Genomic DNA, 6,558 nt, shown 5'->3' on the forward strand with positions numbered 1-6,558 from the left:
GGTCCCTGGCCGGGGGCCGGGCCCCCCCCCCCCGGGGGGGGCCCCCCGGGGCCCCCCACGACGGTGGCGGGGACCGTGCGCGGCCGGGGCGACCGACGCCCGGGCGCGAAGCCCGCCGGTCATGCCGGTAGGTAGGTGGTTCCCAGCGAGACGTCCAGCTTGCCGACGACGTAGTCGAGCGCTTTTGCCAGTTCGTTCTTCACTTCGTCGACGTCTTTGCCCGAGTACGGGTCGGCGCTGACGCTGACGTGCACGACGACGTTTTTGGTCGGGTCCCAAACCGCGGCCGCGCCATAGGGCACGTACTCACTGTTGTCCCAGCCGGCGCGTCCGATCCGGTAGTCGGTCACGCTGCCGTACTGCTTGCCGTCATGATTGTCGAGCTCGACGATGCTGCCGTCCCTGCGCAGGTCGCATCTGGCGGTGTCGCCGGCGAGGTTGTTGAACAGTGCCCGCACAGCGTCCTTGTGCTCCGGCCGGACGTAGGCCACCTGCACCGACGTGCCGTAGCCGCCGCCGCGGTCGTACCTGGCGTAGGCGGCTGCCTGCGTCCAGGCCGCCCACAGCTGCGGCTGGTTGTCAGCCATGCACGGCGTGCCGACGAACGTGAGCTGCCCGCCGTTGGCCGGGCCGGCAGACGCGCCGTGGCCCGGCCGGAAGCCGCCCGAGCCGGGTGTGGGCAGGGCCTTGTACAGGTTGGCGATTGCCGGGTCCTGCAGGGTCAGGCCGAGGCCGAAGGTCGTCTTGCCGCTGCGCGCGGCGAGCATGGTAGCCACGATCTGCGTGAGCGCCGGGGCGTTCTCGATCACCGCGACGACGCGGCTGACGGCTGCCCGCAGGGCTTCGCGCAGCGACTGGTCCTCGTTGTAGGCCTGATAGTTGAACCTGGCGTACACCTCGGCGGCGCGCACGATCAGCTCGGTCGACATGCACCCGGCGGCCGCGTACGACAGTTCCCCGGCCAGCTGTCTGGCGGTCAGTGTGCTGATCTTTTTGGCGATACGCTCGCTCTGGTCCATGACGCACGCCACGGCGTCGGCGAACTCCTGCGCTCTGCCCATGGCCTCGATGACCTTGTCGTTCCACTCGTATCCGGTGACCATCCGGATGATGGCCACGCCGGTGTCCAGGACGACGCCAGTCAAGTCCAGCGCCCCGGAGATCCGGGCATCACGCGCAAGATCGAGCGCGTTCACGGCGAGCACGAGCTCGCCGCCGCCGGGAAGGACGGCGAGTCCGCGGCGTGCGCCCACATATGTCACCAGCTGCGAGATCGGGTTGGCGGCCTGCGGGGTCACGGTGTGTGGGGTCACGCCGGCGGGAAGGCGCAGCATCACCGGGAAGCCGCGCAGGTTGCTCAGGTGCAGCCGGTAGATGTGCCGCTCCTTGTCCTCGGCGACGAACTTGGGACACACTATCGCTTCGTCGACGAACGCGGACGTGTCGAGCTGCAGCGTCAGGGCGGGATAGCGGCATTCGGTGATCGGCGGGTTGACCGCGAACTTGCCCACCGAGCCGAGGATCCACCAGCCGCCGCTGCTGAGCACGTTGCGTGTGCCGCCAGGAAGTCGGCGGCGGCCTGCTCGACATCCCAGGTGCTCAGGCCCCACAGGGAGAACTCGCTCGTAGTGGTCTTGACAAGCCGCTGCTGCAGGTCGACGTGCTGTGGGAGTATCGCGCCCCAGGATTTGCCGTCATGGCGCATGATCCGCAGGTTCGCCAGTTGCTGGGCGTCGAAGTCTGCCGGGAGGGGAATGGTGATCGTGACGTGATCGGTGAGCTTGCCAGTGATCTTGGTGATCGGGCCGAGGTGGGTGAAGCCAGCGGGCATCGGCGGCGCCGTTGCCGCTTGCTCGATCTTCAGCTCACCACTGCGGGCACGGTTGGGGCCCTGTACGACCACGCCGGTCGCGGCGTTCGACTCGGAAAAGTCACCGCCTGGCGAACATGCCGCTGTCATGGCGACGACTGCGGCTGTGGCAAGGGTCGTCGCGATGGTGCGCCGAAAGCTCACGATTCCTCCAGGGCCTGTAGGGCGGTGGCTGACACCCTCGGTCATTCACGCGCGACACGTCTGGCCGCATTGAGCAGCCGTCCTTAATGGATAATGAATGACGGCAACGAGCTGGCCACATGTCGCAGCGGTTGATGGCGGCAATCCGACACAGGGGTGTCGTCGCCGGTGTGCGTTGCCGCACGTGGCTGCTCGCCGGGTGCCCATATGTCGGCGTGTCACGATGGCGCCCGCGCACAACGCCCCACCGTGTGCCGCCTCAACCGTGCTGGGACCGTCGGCACAGGAAGGCGCCGATCACGGCAATCCGCCGACCGCGACCGCGGGGCGCCCGCCGACCTGCCGCCGGCGGCGATCAGCAGATCGCAGCCATAGGCCTGGATGACCGTACGGATGTGCGGCGGAGGATCGACGATCCGCAGCATCACACCGAGACGGATCGCCGCCGCGCGGTACAGCGACAGCACACCTATGCCTGCACCGCCGATGAAGTCCAAGCCGCTCAGGTCGACGGTGACGAACCGGCCGGGACGACGGCCGAGCAGGTCCCCGAGCTTGCGCGCGAGATGGCCGGATGTGCCCGCATCGAGGCGTCCCGCGACCGTGAGAACCGTCCCGGAGCACCGGCTCGAGGTGCTCACCGTCAGCGGGTCGGTCAACCCTGTCCTCCAGCTCATGCGGGCAGTTGCCCGTTCACGGACCTGGCCGTCGACGAGCAGAAGGCGCATCGCACCTGAACACTGCTCGCGATGCGACCCGCCGTGACCCGGGACGGTGTCAACGGCGAGCTTGCTGCTCGATGTCGGCGATCGCGCAGCAATGCCGTGACAGTTACATGACAACGCGCAGCCACCGGACGACATCGACGCGTTGCGCCGCTGCCGGCTGCGCCACGAGCCTCGAGGCAGCCACTGGCCCGACAGCGCCACCGCGGGCAAGCCGTGACAGGCTCAGCACGCGGACACCAGCTCAGCAAGTCTGTCGGGAAGTGAGCGCGCCGCCGCGTCCTGCGCTGTGGACGGCGGTCTCTGCCCCCGCCGGGCCGAGCGGGCGCAGGTTGGACAGGTTTCGTTGCACGACTGTCATGAACGAGGCCATCACTGCCGAGACTGCTGCCGGTTGAGCTTGTTGATCCCGTTAGGAAGTCGGGCTCGCCGCTGTGAGGCCCGGTCGAGGCCGGGCCTCACAGCGGACCGACTGCAGTCGTCAAGAGGTGGCCCGCTGTCCGCGAGCATCGTGACAGCTGACCGCCGACTGTCACGAGACTGTCATGAAACCGCGGGATCGTTGCTATGAGCAGCGGTGATGCTGCCCCGGTCGTATCGTGGCCGGAGGGACCGCCGATGATCACCACAACGCCGCCGACGCTGGTCACCGCCTCACGGCATGACATCATCGGCCGGACGCTGCTGCTGACCGCTTGCGCTGAACGTTTCGCCGTGCAGCTGGCCGCGTCCCGCCTGCCGGAACCGGAGGCGGTCGACAAGGTGCTGCGGCTGCCGGCTGCAGCCATCGCCGTGCCCCCAGGCACCGGGCAGCCGTTCGTACTGGCCGAACACCTGGCGGCCCACGGCGGGCAGGTCGACGAGGACGATCTGGCCGCCGAACTCGCCGCCGCCTGGACGGGCCACGACACGGCCCAAGGCGCGGGCAGCGTCCTGGCCGACGTGCGGGCCGGCCGGCCGTGGTCGCAGACCGCGCCGATGCTGTATGGAGGCCAGGGCTCCTTCGGCAACGGCGCGGCACTCAGGGCGATCGCCGCCGGGCTGGTACCCAAAGCAGGTATCGGCGCCGTCGCGGCCACCGCCCGGCGTGCCGCCGCGGTCACCCACACCCACCCCCTGGCCTTGGACGGCGCGGCCGCCGTCGCCGTAGCGGTCGCCCTGAGCGCCTACGGGCAGCCGAGCCGCCACCTCGACGCCGGCAAATTCCTCGACATCGTCGCCGGGCAGTTGCGCTGCCCGGAACTTCGCAGCTGCCTGAACATCGTCCGAGCGCTGTTGCGCCACCGGGCCGGCCCGGCCGAGGTCGTCGGTACGGTCGGCAACGCCGACACCGCGCTGCGCACTGTCCCGGCGGCGTTGACGGCCTACCTGCGCCACCCGGAGCAACCCGACGCGGCGCTGGCGTTCGCGCTGCAGCTGGCCGGGCCAAACCGCGCCATCCCGATGATCACCGCGGCGCTGGCCGGTGCGAGGTCCCCGCAGCTGCTGACACCGCGGTCGTGGCGTACTCCTGGCGACGACGAGCGTGCACGGCGGGCAGCTCGAGCACTGTCGGCGGCGTACCGTTGCTGATTCCATAGTCGGATATCAGCAATCCCGGCCTTTCGGACGGGAAGGTTCTTGCCATCACCGAAGCGTGACTGCTTCGGTTTGACGAAGATCTCTCGTTTCTGTCCGCTGGTGCGGGGTTGCGCCACCTGCCTGCCCACCCAGCCGCGTGCGCGGTCGAGTGGTGGTGCGGGTCTTACGGTCGGCTCCACGAGGGTTCGACGCTTGCGCGTCCTGGTCTCCGGCCACTCCGGTACCAGTCAGAACAGCCGCCGCGAGGGCGGCGAGGTTACGTGCGGCGTTGGCGTCGCGGTCCATCACGAGGGGGCACTGGTCGCAGGTGAACACCCGGACGTGCAGCGGCAGCTTGGCTTTCACTGCGCCGCAGTCCGAGCAGGTCTTGGACGAGGGGAACCAGCGGTCGGCGTCCACGGTGACCCCGCCGGCCCATTCGCCTTTATACGTCAACTGCCGCCGGATCTGCCCGAACCCGGCGTCGGCGATCCTGCGGGCCAGTCGCCGGTTGCGCAGCATCCCGGCCACGTTCAGATCCTCGACCACCACCGTGCCGTGCTCGGCCCGGATCGTGGTGGTGAGTTTGTGCAGCCCGTCAGTACGCAGGTCGGCGACACGGTGATGGACCCTGTTGCGTTCAGCGTCGGCTTTGACCCACCGGCGGGATGGTGTGCGGCCGGTGCGCCGGTCGGGTCCCTGACGCCGTGACACCCGCCGCGACAGGCGACGCAGCCTCGACAGGGCGGCGTCGAGGTGTGCGGGGTTGGGCTCGTAGGTGATCTGCCCGGTGCTGTCGGCCAGGACCGCCAGATGCCTCACCCCGAGGTCGACGCCCACGACGACGTCCGGGCGGGCCGGGCTGCGCATCTGGCGCATGACCTCGACCTGCAACGACACGAACCACCGCCCGCGGGCGAAGCTGACCGTCGCGGACAGGATCCGGGCGGTCCCGGCATCCAGACGCCGGGCGAGTTTGCGGGTGTTCTCGTGGGTACGGATCGTGCCCAGCCGTGGCAGCGTCACATGCCGCCGGTCGGGCTCGACCCGCATCGTCCCGGTCGTGAACCGGCACGACAACCGCGCCCGGTGCTTGGACTTGCGCCGAGGCATGCCCACCGGCCTGCCCTTGCGGACACCCTGCTTGGATGTGGTGTAGTTGTCGAACGCGGCCGCCGCGTTGGCCAGACCGGTGCTGTACGACTCCTTCGAATTGTCGGCCCACCAGCCTGCGAATCTCGGGTCGGTGTGCTTGATCTCGTTGAATGCTTTACGCAGCGCGGGCAGCGACCACGACCGCCACGGCGTCAGATCCGCCTCGGCGACACCGTAGGACTGCTCGGCTCTGCGCTGCCACCAGCACGCCGTTATCCACGAGACCGCCCAGTTGTAGGCGGCACGTGCGGCACCGCAATGCGAGCGCAACGCGGCCTGCTGACCGGCGTTCGGGTCAAGAGCAAACCGGTACGCCTGTACCACAAACCCAACCCGAGGCTCGAACCGCTTCACGCCCGGCTGCTCCCGCACGCAACGACCCACCCACCGAGCAAAGGCCGCCCGAGGAGGCCAGGTCGCCAAACGGCGACAACCTCAAGGCCGGCCGGCATCAGGCGAACTACCACATACCGACAATACATGTCGCTACATCAGCGCGTTCACCGACCGAACCCGCAACCGTCGACCACCCCAAGCCTCAAGCAGCCATCACACATGACAACACTTGACTATGTTCGTCGATAAACACGGGAGCAGTTCGCAACCCCACGGCGTGAACGACGGCTCGCGGACAGCCGCCGAGGTGATCGCACTGGCCCGGAAGAGCGGCCGCCGGGCCGGTGGCAACAGGCCGAATCCGCGGACGCTGCGGCCGCTGGCCGCTGGACTGGTCGACGGGTAACCGGCTGGCTAGGAGCACGAGTCATAACCCCGGGTGTTGGCGGGTGCGGCGCTTGACGTGGGGCGGGTGCCGGGCTCGGTTGCCGTGCGGGGGTGCCTTCGGGTGCGGCTCGGCCGGGTCACGGCTGCGGCTGTCGACGGTGGCGGCGTCGAGAGCTGCAGGAAGCCCGCCGCCGCTGCGGTCTGCAACGGCAGCACGACCGCCAGAACTCCGCAGGCTCCGCCAACTGTGTCGGTGAGCTTCCACCTTCGGGCCGGACACCCTGATCCCTGGCAGGATGGCCAGGAGGAAGGATGTCCTGGTGGCACGCCCTTCGCAGTACACCGAACAGTTCCGTAAGGATGCTGTGGCGCTGGTCCAAT

The 6,558-nt window shown here is 69.0% G+C and carries 5 protein-coding genes; 1 reads left to right on the forward strand and 4 read right to left on the reverse strand.

What is annotated here, in order from left to right:
• Nucleotides 1-119 precede the first annotated feature (119 nt).
• From FLL47_RS14725 to FLL47_RS14735, 3 genes are all read right to left on the reverse strand, one after another.
• Entirely contained in the window at nt 120-1,511 is a 1,392-nt protein-coding gene (locus FLL47_RS14725) for a hypothetical protein (RefSeq protein ID WP_144121089.1), read from the reverse strand.
• Nucleotides 1,457-2,014, reverse strand: a complete 558-nt coding sequence (locus tag FLL47_RS14730; protein ID WP_144121090.1) for a hypothetical protein — start codon at nt 2,012-2,014, stop codon at nt 1,457-1,459. The genes FLL47_RS14725 and FLL47_RS14730 overlap by 55 nt, the downstream gene beginning before the upstream one ends.
• A 218-nt stretch (nt 2,015-2,232) precedes the next feature.
• Nucleotides 2,233-2,943 (reverse strand): STAS domain-containing protein, encoded by a 711-nt coding sequence (locus FLL47_RS14735; RefSeq protein ID WP_246157929.1) that lies wholly within the window; start codon nt 2,941-2,943, stop codon nt 2,233-2,235.
• A 414-nt stretch (nt 2,944-3,357) separates the two neighbouring features.
• On the opposite strand from FLL47_RS14735, the gene FLL47_RS14740 reads away from it, so the two are divergent.
• A complete protein-coding gene (locus FLL47_RS14740) occupies nt 3,358-4,311 on the forward strand; it encodes an ADP-ribosylglycohydrolase family protein (RefSeq protein WP_186315740.1) in 954 nt (317 codons plus the stop codon).
• 54 nt (nt 4,312-4,365) lie between these two features.
• On the opposite strand, the gene tnpB is transcribed toward FLL47_RS14740, so the two are convergent.
• Nucleotides 4,366-5,808: an IS607 family element RNA-guided endonuclease TnpB gene (gene tnpB / locus FLL47_RS14745; protein ID WP_144121093.1), complete on the reverse strand. Its 1,443-nt coding sequence runs from the start codon at nt 5,806-5,808 to the stop codon at nt 4,366-4,368.
• Nucleotides 5,809-6,558: the final 750 nt, after the last annotated feature.

This window comes from Catellatospora sichuanensis (genome assembly GCF_007483665.1).
Classification (GTDB): Bacteria; Actinomycetota; Actinomycetes; order Mycobacteriales; family Micromonosporaceae; genus Catellatospora; species Catellatospora sichuanensis.

Coding starts and splice junctions, on each gene's coding strand:
- FLL47_RS14740 (WP_186315740.1), top strand. CDS start 3,358: ATGATCACCACAACGCCGCCGACGCTGGTCACCGCCTCACGGCATGAC.